Origin of the sequence: Paenibacillus caseinilyticus (assembly GCF_027533645.1) — a bacterium.
Lineage (GTDB): Bacteria > Bacillota > Bacilli > Paenibacillales > NBRC-103111 > Paenibacillus_G > Paenibacillus_G caseinilyticus.
In genome coordinates, this window is record NZ_JAQAGY010000003.1 from 481,553 (window position 1) to 498,510 (window position 16,958).

Sequence of the window (16,958 nt, forward strand, 5' to 3'; positions counted from 1 at the left end):
GGCAGTACTTCAGTTCCTCATGTCTTTGATTGTCGCCTTATCCTTTATTATATTCGGCAGTCGTTGAGCGGTCAAGGCTGTGGCACATCCGGCAGTACCCGCACAGCTCTACGCGGTTTTCGAAGATCTGCCGGATCGTGTGGATAATCTGAAGTTCCGGCTCCCGCGTGTGGATGAAGATTTTACCCGGAGAAACGGTGATCAGCGTGGAGACGATCATATCCTCGAAGTTCATGTCCTTCTCGAGCATCTGGGCCGTTACCACCGTATCGGTTTCCTCCGTATCGATAATCTCCATCCGCTCATTCATCAACAGGAAGTCGGCCCCGCCTTTATGGAGCAAATGAACGATGGGCACCTTGGCCTCCTGGATATAGACGAAATACTGCAGCAGCGAGATGAATTCCTGGTACTGCTGATCCATGACGAATTCGTCCACGGCATACTCCGCGATTTCCTTCAGTTCCTCGCGATAGGCACGGAGCCTGAATGTCAGGAGGCCCTCCAGGTTCAGCGTGGTATGTTCCTGCAAAAAATCCTTTATTTCCTCGGCTATTTTTTCCTTGCGGCGCGAATAAGCTTTATCATAGGCAGCGGTATGAGGAACTTCCGGCGCAGGAGTCCCGTTCGCCCCCAGCATCCGGTCGCAGTAGGCCATGATCCCCTCGACCTCATCATCGCGTTTATAACTGAACTCCTGTTTGATCATGCTTCGAAGCAGCGCACGCTCTTCCTCATGGAGCACATACTCCGCAAGCACCTGCGCCGCTTCGGCGAATACGGCCTCCCCGTCAATATGGAGCTGGAAGGCGGGAAGTTTACCGGAGATCTCAATCTCATGCATGCCTTCCCTGCCGTTCAGAGCGATATGGATTTTGTCTGTATTATGTAGCAGTTCGCCCGAACCCGATAGTTCGCGGCGGAGCCGGTCTGCCTGTGCGTCCGTACGTTTCAGCAAATTCACCGTAAACAGCTTCATCCCCATCCACTCCTTTCAGACCTTGCCTCTGTTAAAGTATATGGCCCATGAGTCGCATATATACAAATATCAAGCCGTCCATGGTATAGTAATATATGAGATTAACACCACGAAATTGGAGTAAATCCTCTGGTTTTTGATGCGACGCATCAAGCGAGACTGTCACGCCGGAACCGGCGACAGCTTAACGGATATCGGGGCGCAGCCGATATGCCGGTTGCTGCCGCATCCGTTTGCGCAGCGACATCCGGATGGAACCTGGATTACATTCCCGCCGATATCCGGGGACCTCATATGCTATGGTTGTTTGCCGGGCTGCTCATCGTGGAAGCCGTCTACGCTCTTCTGAGCCGCGGCAAGAATTATGGTGATCTGCGGCGGAGCGCCGTTGTCCCTTTGTCTTATTACCACATTTCCGTACATTAGTCCCTCGTTCACAACGCTGTTTCTTCCCATTCTCGCCTCCATCTTTTATTTTCAGCGCCGGAAGCTCCTTTTTTTGCTGCGGGCTCTTACGGGCACCGGGCCGGAGATGCGGCACTCCGGAAAGCAGCGGGAATGCTGAGGGAGAGATCGCAGCGTTCAACCGCTTGCCCGCACGCTATGGAGGGGAAGAGTTTGCGTCTAGTTTCCGGGGACGGAGCTCACGGAAACGATAGCTGGGAGCAGACACGGATAGCGGAGCTCCGGCATGAAGAGCTCGGCGGGAATCCCATGACGGTCTTCATCGGACTTCACACCTTTACAGCAGGCACTTCCAAGGAAGCATTGTTCGAAGGGCCGACAGAGCTTTATACGAAGTAAAACATAGGGGACGCAACCGGATGGTCGTGCATGGGAATGAAGTCATGACACTGACGTCTTAGAAGGGCGTCTTTTTTTGATGTCCATGATACAAATTGTATATTTTTTTAGGCCCTCCCCTTTCGTTGGGACCTATTTTATGATACTATTTGTATCATAGGTACAATTCTTCTAGGAGGCTCCGACATGCCGTACTCGACGACCCGCTATAGAGTGACGAAGGGCGACCATCTCATTCATCTGCATAAAAATCTTTATTTGAACCGCAATGATCCCAATTATTACCAGAAGGTGATCAATTACCTCGACAGACGCTCACCAGAGGCGCACTACCGGCTCGGCCAGCATTTCGAATTCGAAGGCCGGCGGGACAAGGCCTTGTTTCATTATAGAGAAACGATGCGAACCCACCCATCCCCCTATTACTATCTGGCTTCCGGCTCGATCCGCCGCCTGGAGAAGGAATTGGGGGCAGCGGAATCCGCAGCGCAGGCGAGCCCAGCGCTCAGAGCCAAGCCGGCAGTTCCCCTGTTCATGAAGGTACTGCTGCTCGCCCTGCTCTTCATCAACCTTCTGCTGGCTGGCCTCTTCTACGGTCCGGCGGCGATCTCCAAAGTCGTATCGGTCTGGAGCCCTGCCGGCGTAGGCAAGGCCGTTACATACGAAAGCGTGGAAGTTCCCTACCTGCTGCATATCCCTTACGGCACACCGCATGAAGAAGTGGAAGAACTGCTGCACGACAGAGCGGTACAGCTGTCAGAGGGCCATCCGAAGAACAGCATCGTCATCTTCGGGGTTGCTTCTCCTGTTGCAGGCAAAGGCGCCGTCCCGCTGACGGACGAGTCCTGGAAAGACAAAGCCTTCGTCGTAGCGGAGTATCAGCCAGGCATTGATTCATCCGTCAAAATCCGTTTCCTGCAAGCGGAGCTCCAGAAGCTCCGCACGGAAGCGGGAGCCAATCTGGTGCGTACCGCTCTGGAAGCCTACCGCGGCGAACAAGGCACTTACCCTGCTGCCTTGACCGTCCTGCTCGGCTCCTATCCGTCCAACTATATTTCTTTCCTTCCTGAGGAAGCCCTGTCCGGTTCGTCCGAGGTTAGGGCTTTTTTTGATGGCAGCGGCGGATGGGTATATAACGCGGCGGCCCCTTCTCCGGCGGAAGCCTTCTATCCTAACGTGAGGGCCGAATCGGCAACCGGTGCGAATTCTTCTTCCTCTTTCTCGGCAGCATCCTCTGGGGCCCTGACGGCTCTTGCCGCACCTTACCGTCCCGCCACGCTCGAGGTGATTCAGGATCAGCATCTGATCCGGTTCACGGTGGGGGAAACGGTGTTGGCAGCGTTCCCTGTAGGTCTCGGGGCCCAGGGAACGACGCCGAACGGCCGCTTCGCGGTTGGAGAGCGCGTCCTTGAACCACAGGGCCGCCAGGAGGGCATCTATGGCTCTGCAGCCCTGGGGATGGGCCGTCTGGCCGTGCACGGCACGCCAGACGAATCGTCGATCGGTCAGGATGCCTCTCAAGGCTGCATCCGGATGGCGAATGAAGATATCGCCTTGCTATATCCTCTGGTTCCGAGAGGGACGCAGGTTGTGATCCGTGCCGCCGAGGCCACGGCGACGGAAGGGGATAACGCGGCGGCCGGCCGGCCAATGAGGACCTCCCTTCCCGCACAAGCCCTGCTCCCGGCCGAATCCCATCGCTCTTCCCTTGTACCTGCTGCCGGAACGGAGACTGCGCCTGGCCGCATGTTCCACTGGCTCGGGTAGAATAAGTATGCTATGCCAAAAACACAGCCCCGGGAGGGCTGTGCTGCAGCGATTCCTATGGACATGCCTTCAGCAGCCTGCTGAAGGCATTTTTTTGTTCAAGCCGGGGCCCTTCCTTTAAGTTCGGGCGTACTCCACTTGGCTGCCGCCCTTCCCGTACTGCGCCCACAGTTCTTCATACAGCCGTACGGTCTCGTTCACGTAAGCCTGCCGGGAGAATTCGCTCTCCATCAGCTTTTGGCCGTTCTGCCCCATCGTTCTATAATTCATGGACAGCAGGGACGCCACAGCTTTGGCCAGAGCTTCGTGATCGAACACCGGCGTCATCAGCCCATTGTCCGGACGGACCATCTCCGGTACGCCCCCGACATCGGTAGATACCACGGGCAGTCCCGCTCTCATCGCTTCCAGAATCGCCGTGGGGAAGGTATCGTAGACGGAAGAAAGCACGAATACGTCCGCTTGCTTCAACAGATCGGGGACATCACGGCGCAGTCCGACAAAGTGGACCCGGTCTGTTACATTCAATTCTCCGGTCAAGGCGAACAGCTGCTCTTTGTACACCTTCTCATGCTCGAAGGTGGCGTCGCCAACGATTACAAAATGCCCTTGGTGCCCCTCCCGCTTGAACGCCGCGGCTGCCCGGATCAGCGTCTCGATCCCCTTCTCGGGCGCCAGCCGGGCCACGGTCATCATCAGAGGGACCTCTGATGAGAGGCTAAGCTGCTCTCGGATCGGATTGAATCCGCTTCCAGAATCAGTCTCCGAGAACTGGATGCCGTTATAAATTTTGCGGAGCTTGCCCGATTCCTTGCCGAACCACCGGAACATCACCTTACTCCGCTCGCACAAGACAACGACGGTGTCGTTAAGTATATGATTGAGCAGCCCTACCATCTGATACGCCGGGAGCATACCCCGCGGCAGTTCGTGCACAGTCTGTACCGCTGGAATGCCCTTCAGCTTCGCCGCGATGTTCCCGCCCATGAGTTCCATCTTGTGCGAGTGCACGAGATCGATCCGGTGGGTTTTGATAATATGCAGTACCGTCTTCACTGTGCTGACCAGCTTCAGTGCATTATCCCAATAGTACCGGTAGCTGGTCGGCTTGCCGAACACAGCCAGCTTGCCGATAAAGACTTTGACCCCGAGGCTCTCATACTTCTCCACATAGGGACTATGCCCTGCAAGCAGAACAAACGGCTGGTATTTCGTCCGGTCCAGGCCTTCAATCAGCTGCAGCAGTACCGTATCCACGCCTCCAACCTGACTTGGATATGGCTGAAGATATAGAATGTGTTTCACTAAGAAATCCCCAGCTTTCCATTTTTTTGATTTATGGTACTAACCTAACATCCATTAGTTCTCTAGTCAATACTTGGATAACTAAAGGTTCTTTTAGATTTGGTTCCATAAAAAAAGACGGCCGAAACCTCTTTCGGCCATCTTCTGTCTTGAGTCTTAGTTCTGCATGATAAAGTCGTTCTCCACCTGTACCGTCTCATCGTCGAACATGCGGAGAATCTCATACTTCGTATTCCGCTGGGCAGGTATCTTGCCCGCTTCGCGAATAAGCTGGAGGGTGGAAGAGATGTTCACCTTGTGCGTCGTTCCTGCAGCGGATACCACGTTCTCTTCGATCATCGTCGAACCGAAGTCATTGCAGCCGTAATGCAGTGAGAGCTTGCCTACTTCAGGCCCCATCGTAACCCAGGAGGACTGGAAATTCTTGATGTTATCGAGCATGAGACGGGAGATCGCCACATTCTTCAGATAGTCCTCTGCTCCAAGCTTCTCTGCCTTCAGGTTGGTATTCTCAGGTTGGAACGTCCACGAGATGAACGCCAGGAAGCCCGGGACCGGAAAGCCGCTGGCCAAAGACAAATCTTGCTGCTCCCGAATCCGCAGGAAGTGCAGCGCCCGCTCCTCATACGATTCGCCGAAGCCGATCACCATCGTGCCGGTCGTATGCATGCCGACTTTGTGGGCCGCATGCATAACGTCCATCCAGTCGCGCCACGAACCTTTGAGCCGCGAAATCTTGCGCCGCGTCCGATCGTCGAGAATCTCGCCGCCGCCGCCCGGCAGGGAGTCGAGTCCCGCTTCATGCAGCGCGCGGATGACCTCTTCTAGGGAGAGGCCGGAGAGCTCCTTCATCTTCATAATCTCTGCCGGAGAGAACGAGTGCATGGTAATATCCGGGAAGCGTTTCTTGATCTCCCGAAGCAGATTGGTATAGTAGGAGAATGACAATTCCGGATTCACTCCGCCCTGCATGAGGATCTCGGTTCCCCCGACATTGATCGTCTCCTGAATCTTTTGGAATATGACTTCATCCGGCAGCACGTAGCCTTCCGGCGATCCCGGCGCACGATAGAAAGCGCAGAACCGGCAGAATACGTCGCAGATGTTCGTGTAGTTTATGTTGCGTCCGATCACGAAAGTGGTCACCGGCTCGGGATGGTGCTTCAGCATGATCTGGTTGGCCGCGTGGCCCATTTTCTCAATCTGGTCGGATTCGTACAGCGTTATGCAGTCTTCGACGCTAAGCCGTCCGCCTGCCAGTACGGAATCCAAGATACGATCGATGGAACTCATCGCATTTCATCTCCTTTTATACTCCTCATCGTACCACAAACCGCTCCGTCCCCGCCATACAAAAAGCCCGCAGGAAGCGGCTTCCCGCCCTCCCCCGGGCATTTTGCAAACTTTATGTGAACTCCCCGGAAGCGCCGATTCCTGTAAGATACCCCAACCGGCAGGTGCGTATTGATCAGGAGGCCAAACTCCTCATCTCTCCGGATGGAACAAGAGTGAGTGTCCCGCTCGCACGGTTGACGCAGCTTGCGCTGCCGATCAGGGAGCGGGAAGCAGACGCTGCTCCCGGAGCAGATTCAACGTAATCGCCTTAGCCTCCGATCCGCTCCCTTTCAGATTCGTAACGAAGACGTAACTGCGTTTCTCTCCCGTCAGAAAGCCGACATACCAGCCCAGCCCGTAATCCGACAGCCGTGTCCCCGTCTTGCCGTAGAGCGTATACGTGTCGCCCTCCTCTTGAATCATCATCCGCTTCACGGTCTTCATAACCTTGCCATCCACAGGCAGCTGCTCCCTCGCCAGCTTCTCCATGAACTCGAGCTGTTCCAGCCCGGTAATCTTGAGGGTACTGTCCAGCCAGAAGCGGTCGATGCCTCCGCTGAGATCCCGGTTGCCGTATGACAGCTTATCCAGTCCCTCCTGCATGTGCTCCGTTCCGATATCCCGGGCCATCGCCTGGTAGTACCAGATCGCCGACTCCCTCATGGCGGAGCCGAGGGTGTGGTCGCGGTTCCAGCTCTCGAACTCCCGCTCCACGCCGTCCCACCGTTTCACGTCATATTCATCCCGAACCGCCCCGCTCTGAAGCCCGATCAGGGCATTCGCCACCTTGAAGGTCGATTCCGGGGTCAATGGAGTCTCGGCCCGCGGCCGGTTGTAGACGTAGGTATCCCCGCTGTGAAGATCCTTGATGAGGAACGTTCCGGTACGTCCCGCAAAATAGGAGTCCGCCTGTATTTTTTTCACTTGAACGGGGCGCCCGGCTCCCTCCGTACTTCCATTATCTTTGGCTGCCGCCGCCTGCACCGCTGCCGCTAGCAGCAGAACCAGCAGCGTCAAGGTCATTCGTTGGCCCACCGTCTTCTCCCCCTTATCCGAACCCGGTCTTTGCCTATATGGTAACAAGACTCATTATAGAGCGGCATTCAAGCGCGGAACATGGACGGAGACTGACGTTTGGCTGATAAGTCCGGACGACCGGGATGATGCAGCAGAGGAGCCCCCCTTCCTGCGGGAGCTCCTCTGCCTTCTTATCTATGATATAGACTGGATCCTCAGCCGAGAACCGGGGTGCCGCTCTCGATCTCCTGCTTGGCCAGATCGATGGCCCGGGCCAGATCGGCAATCAGATCGTCGGCATGCTCGATGCCGACGGAATAGCGCAGCAGCTTCTCATCGACGCCCACCTGGCGGCGGATCTCCTCCGGAATATCCGCATGTGTCTGTACCGCCGGATAAGTCATCAGCGACTCGACGCCGCCCAGGCTCTCTGCGAAGGCGATCAGCTTGATGTGCCGGAGTATCGGCTCGATCGTGCGGGCATCCTTCATCTTGAAAGAGAAGATCCCCGTGTTGCCCGACGACTGCCGGTTCTGAATCTCATGCCCCGGATGGGACGGGAGCGCCGGGTAGTAGACGGTCTCGACATCCGGATGCTCCTGCAAGAACGCCGCGATCTTCGTCGCATTGTACTGGTGGCGTTCCATCCGGAGCGCCAGCGTCTTCATGCCGCGCATGAGCAGCCAGGAATCCTGCGGGCCCAGCACTGCGCCGATCGAATTGTGCAGGAACGCCATTTCCTCCGATAACTCCTTGCCCTTCGTCACGATGAGTCCCGCCAGCACATCATTATGTCCGCCCAGGTACTTCGTGGCGCTGTGGATAACAATATCGGCCCCAAGCTCGATCGGACGCTGGAAGAACGGCGTGAGCAGCGTGTTGTCAACGATCGTGAGAATGCCCTTCTTCTTCGCCCACGTACACACGAGCTCAATGTCGGTCACCATCATCAGCGGGTTCGTCGGCGTCTCGATCAGTACCGCTTTCGTTCCCGGCTGCACGCCGGCTTCCAGCGCGTCGAGATCATTCGTATCCACATACGTGGCTGTGACGCCAAAGCGGGACATGATCTTCTCAAGCAGACGGTACGTACCGCCGTACAGATCCAGGGATACGATGAGATGGTCGCCTTGACGGAACAGCGCGAAGATGGTCTGCAGCGCGGCCATTCCGGAAGAACATGCAAAGCCGGCATCGCCGGATTCGAGCTCCGCGATGGCAGTCTCCAGCACGCTGCGCGTCGGGCTCTTGGTTCGGATATAGTCGAACCCGGTGCTCTGGCCAAGCTTCGGATGACGGAACGCCGTAGAGTTGTAGATCGGGAAGGATACGGCGCCGGTTACCGGCTCTTCGATGGATCCGATCTGAGCCAGGCGGCTTTCGATTTGCAGCTTGGGCTGCTGTTTCTGTTCCTCGTTTGTACTCATATGACATACTCTCCTTTGTACAGGTCATAAGGCGTTTCTTGATAGACATAGTAGTTGAGCCAGTTGGAGAACAGCAGATTCGCATGCGCCCGCCACGTATTGAGCGGATTCCTCGACGGATCGTTGTTCGGATAATAGTTTTTGGGAACGGCAATATCAAGCCCTTTGTTCACATCACGGTCGTACTCCGCCTTGAGCGAACACGCGTCGTATTCCGAATGACCGGTGACGAAGATCTGCTTGCCGTCCTTGGTGGCGACGATGTACACGCCTGAATCCTCGGACTCCGACAGAATCTCCAGCTCCGGATGCTTCAGGATATCCTCGCGGCGCACTTCGGTGTGCCGCGACTGCGGGACGTAGAACGCTTCGTCGAACCCGCGCAGCAGCTTCACATTCGGCTTCGAGATCGTGTGCGGGAAGACCCCGAACATTTTCTCTTCCAGCCCATACTTCGGAACCCCGTAGTGATGGAACAAGCCGGCCTGCGCCGCCCAACAGATATGAAGCGTTGAAGTGACATGCGTGCGGGACCAGTTCATGATCTCGGCGAGCTCGTCCCAATAGTTCACATGTTCGAAGTCGAGCTGTTCCACAGGAGCGCCGGTGATAATCATACCGTCCAAATACTCGTTTTTGACGTCCTCGAAGGTTTTGTAGAACTGGTCGAGATGCTCGAGCGACGTGTTCTTCGAGGTATGCGTCTTCGGGTGCAGCAGAATGAATTCGACCTGCAGCGGAGTGTTGCCGATCAGCCGCAGCAGCTGCGTCTCCGTCGTTTCCTTCGTGGGCATGAGGTTCATGATCGCAATCCGCAAAGGACGGATATCTTGCTGAAACGCCACGCTTTCGTCCATGACGAAGATATTCTCGTTAATCAGCACTTCTTTGGCGGGCAGTTGATCTGGTACTTTAATGGGCATCCGGGTTCACTCCTTCTTGGGATCGATTCGTTGTTTCCCGCACTCTGCGAGGGAGAAAGGCCTGCATTTGCAGCAAAAAGACCTTCCCCGCGCGCGACGAGAAAGGCCTTTGTATGTTACATCGTCCTCTCTCTCATCTATCAGAAGCTATTACGCCTCCGCAAGAATTAGCACCGTGCAATGCCTTCGCTTCTGTCTGTGTCTGTTGACTGTCTGCAAAGGATTGTCGGTTGCCGGGTATCATCGGGCTAGTCCCTCAACCTGCTCTTGATAAGAGTGTGAAACCGAATCTATTCAGTTGTTTTTGGATAATAATACTGTAATCGAAAAGAAAGCGCCCGTCAAGGGGGAGTTGAATGCCTCTCCCTACTATCTTTGGCCCTTTTTGGAGCTCTTTCGCACCTCAAATGCGTGCTGATCATACCTTGTAGAAAGGCCTGAAAAGTGCATTGTGTTCTGGAAAATAGCGAGTTATACTAGACAAGGGTTCGACATTTTTTTTAGGCAAAGGGGTGCGATCAATCGAATGGACGGAGACCCGAGGAGTCGCTTCTGCGTTCAATTAAAGCTGCATATTCCGAATGGAACCCGGCCCCCTGCCTACGTTCGATTCTGCCATCCGCCTGCCCTTCGCAGCCGTATATCCGGTTGGTGTACAAGGTAAGGATTTCGCAGTCTGCCGCATGCGGTACGGGTCGTGTTCCGGTTTCGGCAACACGAAAGGGTGAGACCTATGAAGGCACGCTTGGTGCAGGACGGCATATTTACATTGGTGGAAGACATTACCCAGACCGTGGTTCCGCCGCATCACGGATTCTACTGGATCGACGCCGAGCCGGAGGATCTGGAGCTGCTCCAGCCCTTGTTCCATCTTCATGAACTGGCTGTAGAGGACGTGCTCACGGAAGAGGAGCAACGCCCGAAGATCGAACTGTACGACACGCACTATTTCATTGTATTTAACTCCATCCGCTTTGATGACGAAGAAATTTTCCTGCGTGCCCTGAATATCTTTCTCGGCAGGCATTACATCATAACGATTACCCGGCAGAAGATCAACGAGATCCGTGCTCTGAAACCGGTCCTCTGGGAAGAGGAAGTAACGGCTCCCGACCAATTCCTCTACCACCTGATTGACCTCATCGTCGACAATTATACTCTGGTCGGCGACCGGATCGACGCGAAGATCGAGAAGCTCGAAGAAGAGATCCTGATGCATACGAAGAAGTCGCACCTCAACGAGATCATCGGTCTGCGCAGTGAAATCCTGTGGCTCAAGAAGGTCCTGAATCCGCAGCGCGAGGTGATCGCCACGCTGGGCCGCAAAGAGCTCAAGCTTGTCTCCGAGCCGCTCAAGAAATACTTTGGCGACATCTATGAGAATGCGGTCAAAATCTCCGAGACCTTCGATACGTTCCGGGATCTCATGGGCAACTTACGTGAGGCCTACCAGTCTTCGCTGGCCAACCGGGCGAACGAAATCATGCGCGTGTTCACAGCGCTCACTACCATCTTCATGCCTCTGACATTCGTTACCGGCGTCTATGGGATGAATGTGCAATATATCCCCGGAGCCCAGTCCCACTGGGGGGGCATCATGGTCATTGTCAGCATGATCGCTCTGGGCTTCGCCATGTTCTGGCTGTTCCGCAAGAAGGATTGGCTGTGAAAGGCAGGCAGGACATCAGATCCGTTTGACCCAAGGTTACGCTTTATGCTTATGCAGGCAGCCCCGGCTCTCCGCCCAGGAGACCGGGGCTTCTGTCATGCCCGCATACGGCCCCGTGGCTGCCGCCACGCCTTGGGTGCGGACATAAGCAAAGACCGGGAAGATGCTCCTCCCGGTCTTTTGCGCTCCTGCTTCACGGGCCGCGATGACGATGCACAGGTATGCATCGTCATCGCGGCTGCTTGTTTTGCTTACGAAGCGGCATGCTGTTCCGCGTTCGCTCTGCGGTACTTCATGCGAAGCAGGCGCAGCCATTCGTAAGCCCGCTCGTTGTCTTTGGCGGAGAGCTCCTCGCCCTTATACACCGCCTGCAGGACCGGCTTCAGGTACCGGTCTCCCTGCAGCTGGAAGGCCTGCCAAGCCGCGGCGATCCGGCTCTCTTCCACTTCCTCCAGCATGGCCTTGATGTAGGCCTCCAGATCGTAACCGTCCCGGTCCAGCTCTTCGAGCCAGAGCAGCAGGTTGCGGCGCTGAATCTTCGTCTGCTCCTGCACGGCATCCAGCTTCTCTCCCCGTTGTACCGCCTCGAGGATCCGGAGCTTCACCTCCTGCTTATCCGCTTCAGCCTTGCGCTTGCGCTCCTTCTCCTGCAGCAGCCAGGTGTTCAGCTCCGCCGGGTCTACAGCCGACTCCACCCACGTCAGCGGGAAGCTGCCCGCACGGTCCCGGCCTCCGGTGATCCCGAGGATCGCCGCGCCGTAGGAGGCTGCTTTGGTCTTGCCGAAGCCCGGCAGCTGCAGCAGTTCTTCTTCCGTCTGCGGGACGAATGCGGATATCATCTTCAGCAGACGGTTGGTCGCCACGATGAACGGCGCCTTACCTTCCTGTGTCGCCTGCTTGAACCGCCACTGGCGCAGCGCTTCATAGAGATCATCCTGCGAGTGCCGATCGCTGTAGAAGTGCAGCGGCTGCATGTAGGCGAGGCGGCCGTCGAGGGCACTGAGCTCGCTGACCTGTATCTCGAGCATCGGGGCATAGCCTTCGCACTGCTTGGCGAATACGCGTTCCCGGAACGTCTGCATCATGCCGTTCCACTCGCTCCCCTCGTACCAGGTCTCGGCCGCTCCGAGTCCTTCGTCCGGCGACTCATTCCACATGACAATCCACGTGCCTTCGCTTTCGCCGATCGTTACCTGAGCCGTGTGTACTTCGCCTTCCGCCGTCGTTCTCTCCATGCTGTTCAGAAACATCAAATTCATACTCATTCATCCTCCTGAGGTGTGGTTTTCCAAACCTGAACTGGACGCTGCATGAAGGGGAATCTGCTCCGCTGCCTTCTCTGTACCGGGGCGCGCTGGCCCAGCATGGATCAGGAAAAGAGGCGCCGGCTTTTCTTGGATGTACGCAAAAAAAGCACCTCCCCACTATGCATGGGAGAGGTGCTTCCTCATTCCGTTCCGTTCAAACTTTGAAATTATTACCATCTTAGCATAGCGCAGGAAGACCGTCAAGCAGGAATTGGATAATTTGCCGATGCGCGGGAATGCTATGAGCGCAGAGCTCTTACACCCTTCAGGAGGAATAACGTCCATGGACAAGGACCTACCGGACCGCGACGAAGACGGGTTCATCGACCAGGCCCCTCACCAAAAGTATACAGACCTCGCGACCGTCGAATCCCAGCGCAACGACCTGACGGCCGAAGAGTTCCCCGAGGGTCCTTATGGCAGCGATCTGCTCAGCGAAACTCTGGGCAAAAGCACGCCGTGGCGGGACGACCAGCGTTCCCAGAACCGCTTTACTTACGAGAACCGCGAGCTGCATGCAGGCATGTCCCGGGAATACCCGGGCGCCCATCCGACCCACGATTCTTCCGGGGACGATCACGTGGAGGAATAAGACACGCGCCCTGCCCAGAGATGGGAGCATACGGCCCCCAAGGCTCCAGCCACACACAAAGACAGGCTGACCGCCCTCTCGGACGGTCAGCCTGTCTTCTATCATGCGGCGCGATTAGATCTTCAATACGCCGCCCGTGCTTGCATTGGTTACGAGCTTGGAATAGCGGGCCAGATACCCGGTCTTCACCTTCGGCTCGAAGCCCTTCCAGTTCGCGCGGCGCGCTTCCAGCTCTTCGTCGCTGACTTCGAGCTGGATCGTACGGTTAACCAGGTCGAGCTCGATGATATCGCCGTCGTTCACGAAGGCAATCGGACCGCCCTCAGCCGCTTCCGGCGAGATGTGGCCGATGGAGATCCCGCGGGATGCGCCGGAGAAACGTCCGTCGGTGATCAGGCCGACCTTCGCGCCGAGGCCCATACCCACGATCTGCGAAGTCGGAGCGAGCATCTCAGGCATACCTGGGCCGCCCTTCGGACCTTCATAGCGGATAACCACTACATGGCCTTCTTTGACTTTGCCGTTCGCGATGCCTTCGAGCGCCGATTCCTGGGAATCGAAGCAGATCGCAGGCCCTTTGTGGTAACCGCCGACGGACTTGTCCACCGCGCCGACCTTGATGATCGAGCCGCCTGGAGCCAGGTTCCCGAACAATACGGCAAGTCCCCCCTCTTGCGAGTGCGGGTTGTCCAGCGGATGGATGACATCCTTGTCGAGAATCTCGCAGCCGGCCACATTCTCGGCCAGCGTCTTGCCCGTTACGGTAATGCAGTCGCCGTGCAGCGCGCCCGGCTTCTTGAACAGCTCGTTGAGCACTGCGCTGACGCCGCCCGCATTGTGCACGTCTTCGATATGATAATCGGAGGCCGGAGCGATCTTCGCGAGATGCGGTACGCGCTTCGCCACTTCGTTGATACGCTCGATCGGATATTCGAAGCCCGCTTCATGCGCCAGAGCCAGCGTATGGAGTACGGTGTTCGTCGATCCGCCCATCGCCATATCGAGTGCGAATGCATTGTCGATCGCTTCGATCGTCACGATATCACGCGGCTTGATGTCGAGCTTGATCAGCTCCATGAGCTGCTTCGCGGACTTCTTCACGAACTCCCTGCGGTCTTCGGAGATCGCAAGAATCGTGCCGTTGCCCGGCAGCGCAAGGCCAAGACCCTCGGCGAGACAGTTCATCGAGTTCGCCGTGAACATACCCGAACACGATCCACATGTCGGACAGCCGTACTGCTCGAGCTCGAGCAGCGACTTGTCGTCGATCTTGCCGGCCTGGTAGGCACCAACGCCTTCGAATACCGAGGAGAGAGAGATCGAGCGGCCGTCGCTCGTCTTGCCCGCTTTCATCGGACCGCCGGAGACGAACATCGTCGGGATGTTGACGCGCAGCGCGCCCATCATCATGCCTGGCGTGATCTTGTCGCAGTTCGGAATACAGACCATGCCGTCGAACCAGTGGGCAGCGACGACAGTCTCGAGGGAGTCCGCGATAATCTCGCGGCTCGGCAGCGAGTAGCGCATGCCGATATGCCCCATGGCAATCCCGTCATCCACGCCGATGGTGTTGAATTCGAATGGCACGCCGCCCGCTTCGCGGATCGCTTCCTTGACGATCTTGCCGAACTCCTGAAGGTGGACGTGACCCGGTACGATATCGATATAGGAATTGCACACCGCAATGAACGGCTTGTCGAAATCCTCTTCTTTTACACCCGCTGCGCGAAGCAGACTGCGGTGAGGTGCGCGGTCGAAGCCCTTTTTGATCATGTCGCTTCTCATCTTAGCCTTGGCCATTGCTCTGTAATCCTCCGTTTCTGTACCTATGAATCATTAGAAAAAATGACATATGGTGTCGCTTCCTACGATTGTACCATGTTTCCCCGGAATTGACTACGAATCGGAGGCATGTTCATCCGCATTTCACCCACCCAATTGGAGGAAACTACATCGGCGCCTGCCGCCTGCCTATGCGGCCCCCTGCGGTTTTTGCCACGTCTTCGTCCAATCTGTTATAATGATGCGGTTGGAATATCCGCGGCAGCCGGCCCTAGCCGCCGCTGCGGGAGGAACGGAGGAACCCGACCATGTCGGAATTTGACTATCTATACGACGGCACGGAAGAAACAACGACCCGCTTCGTCTGCGTGGTAGGGGAGTCCCTGCGGCGCTTCGATCTCGCCATCACTACGACGAACCGGTTCTACGGCAAGAAGCTGGTAACGGACCTGCAGACGGGCAAGACCTGTGTCATCGGTCCGGACGATCTCGAGGAAGAAGGGTATCTCGAGCACGCCTACAAGATCACCGAGGAAGAGGCTGCCGAACTGCGCGAATTCCTGAGCGAAGTGATCGGACCCATCAACTTTACGGATATCTAGGCAGTCCCGTGTTTCCCTGGGTCCTCGGGGACTCCGGGCACAAATCAAAAGCGCACCGCCTTCTTTCAAAGGCGAGTGCGCTTTTATTTGTATCCGTCCATCCGGGGACACCCCGTTCAGGCCTTACAGGCTGCCCCGGTGCCGTGTCCACTATGTAGTGCGACACGCCCCATCCAGATTTTACCTCTTCACGAGATCCTCGCGCACCGGCGTGAAGGAATCGAGCAGCGCGCTCGGCACAAGCGCCCGGCAGCCATGCTTCGCACCGCTTGGGATATAGATCGTCTCGCCTGCGGCCACCACGTGCTTCTCGCCGTCGATCGTGAACTCGAGACGTCCCTTGAGACAGTAGGACAGCTGCTCGTGAGGGTGGCTGTGGATATAGCCCTCCGCCCCTTCCTCGAAGTGCACTTCCATCATCATGATGCCTGCACCCGGCTCAAAAATCTTGCGCCGAACCCCCGGCTCGGCATTCTCCCATACGTTAATGTTGCTCATATCCGATTCTCTCCTCACGTAAGACGAATGGTTATTCGCGGACCTTCTCGTAGAACAGCCGGAACAAGATGTTCTGGTCGTAGTTGCCGAAGCCTTCCCCATAGATCGTCAGACCGCCGACGTTGGCCGCATCCTCCGGCACCGAAAGACGCAGCGCCCACTGCTTGCGCCGGATATCCAGCTGGTGGAGCGTGACGTCCGACACCTTGTACCCGTCGATGAACGTGCCTTCGCCGTCGATGCGCAGCACTTTCAGCAGACCGTATTGGTTGCAGTCGATATTCCACCACTCCGGGGTATACTTGCCCTTGCGGCCGCCGAAGTCCCCTGGCGAAGTCCAAGCCCCGAGAGGCACGCCATTGAGCGCAAAGTGAATGTCCGACGGCCAGTCATTGTTGCTCGCCGGCGCTTCCGAGCCGAGCTCAAGCGAGACCTCCAGCTTCGTCGGCACTTCATTGCCGAGCATGTAGTTCGGCACCTTGTACTCGATATAGCCCTGCCCGAACCAGAGAATCCGCGCATCAAAACGCTCCGGTGACAGGAAAAAGCGGGGATCGTCGTATTCGCCGATCAGCTTCTCCTTGGTGGCCAGACCGCAGGTGGGCTGGATCTCAAAATCGGTATAATGGCCTACGCCGATCTCGGTTTCGTAGTAGGACTGCTGGACGTGGTCCCCCTGTGGAAACTCGATCTGCAAGGACTCCACATTCAGGGAGCACACCTTCTGGGCACCCCCTTTGCCGGGGAACATCTCCGTCTTGATGAGCTCGGCGCGCTCCAGCTTCTTGATATGCATCGTCATGATCGCCGAGCTGAGTCCGAGAGCACCGGCGAGTTCCTTGACATTCATGGGCTTGACCGCGAGCAGACGGATCATCTGCAGACGGACGCCGCTGGCCAGCGCTTCATAAACCGGCAGCGATTTCTCGGATATATCCAGTTTCATTGCGG

At 56.6% G+C, this 16,958-nt stretch carries 17 protein-coding genes and 1 riboswitch; of the genes, 5 read left to right on the forward strand and 12 right to left on the reverse strand.

What is annotated here, in order from left to right; genetic code table 11:
- Positions 1-37: 37 nt before the first annotated feature.
- Together O9H32_RS07650 and O9H32_RS07655 are read right to left on the reverse strand one after the other, a co-directional pair.
- Complete coding sequence (locus tag O9H32_RS07650; protein ID WP_269865334.1) at positions 38-979, reverse strand: putative sporulation protein YtxC; 942 nt, start codon at positions 977-979, stop codon at positions 38-40.
- A 297-nt stretch (positions 980-1,276) separates the two neighbouring features.
- The gene (locus O9H32_RS07655; protein WP_269865335.1) at positions 1,277-1,447 is read right to left on the reverse strand and encodes a hypothetical protein; all 171 of its coding nucleotides are present in this window, start codon (positions 1,445-1,447) and stop codon (positions 1,277-1,279) included.
- A gap of 150 nt (positions 1,448-1,597) precedes the next feature.
- Here O9H32_RS07655 and O9H32_RS07660 point away from each other — a divergent pair, with 150 nt between their 5' ends.
- The gene (locus tag O9H32_RS07660; RefSeq protein WP_269865336.1) at positions 1,598-1,783 is read left to right on the forward strand and encodes a hypothetical protein; all 186 of its coding nucleotides are present in this window, start codon (positions 1,598-1,600) and stop codon (positions 1,781-1,783) included.
- Positions 1,784-1,969: 186 nt separating this feature from the next.
- Positions 1,970-3,550: a L,D-transpeptidase gene (locus O9H32_RS07665; protein ID WP_269865337.1), complete on the forward strand. Its 1,581-nt coding sequence runs from the start codon at positions 1,970-1,972 to the stop codon at positions 3,548-3,550.
- Positions 3,551-3,667: 117 nt separating this feature from the next.
- On the opposite strand, the gene O9H32_RS07670 is transcribed toward O9H32_RS07665, so the two are convergent.
- From O9H32_RS07670 to metA, 5 genes are all read right to left on the reverse strand, one after another.
- Positions 3,668-4,855 (reverse strand): glycosyltransferase family 4 protein, encoded by a 1,188-nt coding sequence (locus O9H32_RS07670; RefSeq protein ID WP_269865339.1) that lies wholly within the window; start codon positions 4,853-4,855, stop codon positions 3,668-3,670.
- Positions 4,856-5,011: 156 nt separating this feature from the next.
- Entirely contained in the window at positions 5,012-6,148 is a 1,137-nt protein-coding gene (mqnC, locus tag O9H32_RS07675) for a cyclic dehypoxanthinyl futalosine synthase (protein WP_269865340.1), read from the reverse strand.
- Positions 6,149-6,406: 258 nt separating this feature from the next.
- Positions 6,407-7,213 (reverse strand): class D beta-lactamase, encoded by an 807-nt coding sequence (blaOXA, locus tag O9H32_RS07680; RefSeq protein ID WP_406627272.1) that lies wholly within the window; start codon positions 7,211-7,213, stop codon positions 6,407-6,409.
- 209 nt (positions 7,214-7,422) lie between these two features.
- Positions 7,423-8,634 (reverse strand): aminotransferase class I/II-fold pyridoxal phosphate-dependent enzyme, encoded by a 1,212-nt coding sequence (locus tag O9H32_RS07685; RefSeq protein ID WP_269865342.1) that lies wholly within the window; start codon positions 8,632-8,634, stop codon positions 7,423-7,425.
- Positions 8,631-9,557, reverse strand: a complete 927-nt coding sequence (gene metA, locus O9H32_RS07690; protein WP_269865343.1) for a homoserine O-acetyltransferase MetA — start codon at positions 9,555-9,557, stop codon at positions 8,631-8,633. The genes O9H32_RS07685 and metA overlap by 4 nt, the downstream gene beginning before the upstream one ends.
- Positions 9,558-9,687: 130 nt before the next feature.
- A riboswitch (SAM riboswitch) is annotated at positions 9,688-9,834 on the reverse strand.
- Positions 9,835-10,290: 456 nt separating this feature from the next.
- Here metA and corA point away from each other — a divergent pair.
- The gene (corA, locus tag O9H32_RS07695) at positions 10,291-11,226 is read left to right on the forward strand and encodes a magnesium/cobalt transporter CorA (protein ID WP_269865344.1); all 936 of its coding nucleotides are present in this window, start codon (positions 10,291-10,293) and stop codon (positions 11,224-11,226) included.
- Between the two features lie 36 nt (positions 11,227-11,262).
- Here the strand turns inward: corA and O9H32_RS07700 are convergent, their stop codons facing one another.
- Complete coding sequence (locus tag O9H32_RS07700; RefSeq protein ID WP_269865345.1) at positions 11,263-11,541, reverse strand: hypothetical protein; 279 nt, start codon at positions 11,539-11,541, stop codon at positions 11,263-11,265.
- On the reverse strand, positions 11,478-12,485 hold the full coding sequence (locus O9H32_RS07705) for an HRDC domain-containing protein (RefSeq protein ID WP_269865346.1): 1,008 nt from the start codon (positions 12,483-12,485) through the stop codon (positions 11,478-11,480). Before O9H32_RS07705 ends, O9H32_RS07700 begins: the two co-directional genes overlap by 64 nt.
- Before the next feature lie 331 nt (positions 12,486-12,816).
- Here O9H32_RS07705 and O9H32_RS07710 point away from each other — a divergent pair, with 331 nt between their 5' ends.
- Positions 12,817-13,125 carry a hypothetical protein gene (locus O9H32_RS07710; RefSeq protein ID WP_269865347.1) on the forward strand — a complete coding sequence of 103 codons (309 nt, stop codon included), beginning with the start codon at positions 12,817-12,819 and terminating at the stop codon, positions 13,123-13,125.
- A gap of 114 nt (positions 13,126-13,239) precedes the next feature.
- On the opposite strand, the gene ilvD is transcribed toward O9H32_RS07710, so the two are convergent.
- Entirely contained in the window at positions 13,240-14,925 is a 1,686-nt protein-coding gene (gene ilvD, locus O9H32_RS07715; protein WP_269865348.1) for a dihydroxy-acid dehydratase, read from the reverse strand.
- 290 nt (positions 14,926-15,215) lie between these two features.
- On the opposite strand from ilvD, the gene O9H32_RS07720 reads away from it, so the two are divergent.
- Positions 15,216-15,509, forward strand: coding sequence for a DUF3055 domain-containing protein (locus O9H32_RS07720; protein ID WP_269865349.1), 294 nt, complete (start codon positions 15,216-15,218; stop codon positions 15,507-15,509).
- Between the two features lie 180 nt (positions 15,510-15,689).
- On the opposite strand, the gene O9H32_RS07725 is transcribed toward O9H32_RS07720, so the two are convergent.
- Positions 15,690-16,007 carry a cupin domain-containing protein gene (locus tag O9H32_RS07725; RefSeq protein WP_269865350.1) on the reverse strand — a complete coding sequence of 106 codons (318 nt, stop codon included), beginning with the start codon at positions 16,005-16,007 and terminating at the stop codon, positions 15,690-15,692.
- Between the two features lie 31 nt (positions 16,008-16,038).
- A complete protein-coding gene (locus O9H32_RS07730; RefSeq protein ID WP_269865351.1) occupies positions 16,039-16,953 on the reverse strand; it encodes an ArsR/SmtB family transcription factor in 915 nt (304 codons plus the stop codon).
- Positions 16,954-16,958 lie beyond the last annotated feature (5 nt).

Excerpts from the sequence above, each read along its gene's own strand:
- O9H32_RS07650 (WP_269865334.1), bottom strand. The coding sequence starts at position 979 with ATGAAGCTGTTTACGGTGAATTTGCTGAAACGTACGGACGCACAGGCA.
- O9H32_RS07655 (WP_269865335.1), bottom strand. The coding sequence starts at position 1,447 with ATGGAGGCGAGAATGGGAAGAAACAGCGTTGTGAACGAGGGACTAATG.
- O9H32_RS07665 (WP_269865337.1), top strand. The coding sequence starts at position 1,970 with ATGCCGTACTCGACGACCCGCTATAGAGTGACGAAGGGCGACCATCTC.
- mqnC (WP_269865340.1), bottom strand. The coding sequence starts at position 6,148 with ATGAGTTCCATCGATCGTATCTTGGATTCCGTACTGGCAGGCGGACGG.
- blaOXA (WP_406627272.1), bottom strand. The coding sequence starts at position 7,213 with ATGACCTTGACGCTGCTGGTTCTGCTGCTAGCGGCAGCGGTGCAGGCG.
- O9H32_RS07685 (WP_269865342.1), bottom strand. The coding sequence starts at position 8,634 with ATGAGTACAAACGAGGAACAGAAACAGCAGCCCAAGCTGCAAATCGAA.
- metA (WP_269865343.1), bottom strand. The coding sequence starts at position 9,557 with ATGCCCATTAAAGTACCAGATCAACTGCCCGCCAAAGAAGTGCTGATT.
- corA (WP_269865344.1), top strand. The coding sequence starts at position 10,291 with ATGAAGGCACGCTTGGTGCAGGACGGCATATTTACATTGGTGGAAGAC.
- O9H32_RS07700 (WP_269865345.1), bottom strand. The coding sequence starts at position 11,541 with ATGGCTGCGCCTGCTTCGCATGAAGTACCGCAGAGCGAACGCGGAACA.
- O9H32_RS07705 (WP_269865346.1), bottom strand. The coding sequence starts at position 12,485 with ATGAATTTGATGTTTCTGAACAGCATGGAGAGAACGACGGCGGAAGGC.
- O9H32_RS07710 (WP_269865347.1), top strand. The coding sequence starts at position 12,817 with ATGGACAAGGACCTACCGGACCGCGACGAAGACGGGTTCATCGACCAG.
- ilvD (WP_269865348.1), bottom strand. The coding sequence starts at position 14,925 with ATGGCCAAGGCTAAGATGAGAAGCGACATGATCAAAAAGGGCTTCGAC.
- O9H32_RS07720 (WP_269865349.1), top strand. The coding sequence starts at position 15,216 with ATGTCGGAATTTGACTATCTATACGACGGCACGGAAGAAACAACGACC.
- O9H32_RS07725 (WP_269865350.1), bottom strand. The coding sequence starts at position 16,007 with ATGAGCAACATTAACGTATGGGAGAATGCCGAGCCGGGGGTTCGGCGC.
- O9H32_RS07730 (WP_269865351.1), bottom strand. The coding sequence starts at position 16,953 with ATGAAACTGGATATATCCGAGAAATCGCTGCCGGTTTATGAAGCGCTG.